This window comes from Colwellia sp. BRX9-1 (assembly GCF_014077195.1).
Lineage (GTDB): Bacteria > Pseudomonadota > Gammaproteobacteria > Enterobacterales > Alteromonadaceae > Colwellia_A.
In genome coordinates this window covers 1-219 of the sequence record NZ_JACGVM010000115.1, presented here as the reverse complement: position 1 = coordinate 219, position 219 = coordinate 1, and the positions used below count along the sequence as shown (strand labels likewise).

The following is a 219-nucleotide window of genomic DNA, read 5'->3' as shown; positions in this document are numbered from 1 at the left end:
TACACTTTTACACCCAATGACAACTTCAACGGTGCCGTGCCAGTGATCAGTTACACCATTACCGATGGTGCTGGTGACACAGAAATTTCAACTTTAACAATTTCAGTAACTCCAGTGTCAGATTTAAGTGATGATAGTGAAACTGTCACGATAGCTGAAGATACAACCGCCACGGGCAATGTGTTAGATAATGCTGAAACAGCAGACGGTCCAATGACC

The 219-nt window shown here is 43.4% G+C and carries 1 protein-coding gene; it reads left to right on the top strand.

Features of this window, described 5'->3' with window-relative positions; genetic code table 11:
* Window positions 1-219 (top strand): Ig-like domain-containing protein (locus H4J76_RS19695; protein WP_182231158.1); only part of this gene is annotated, 219 nt, incomplete at both ends.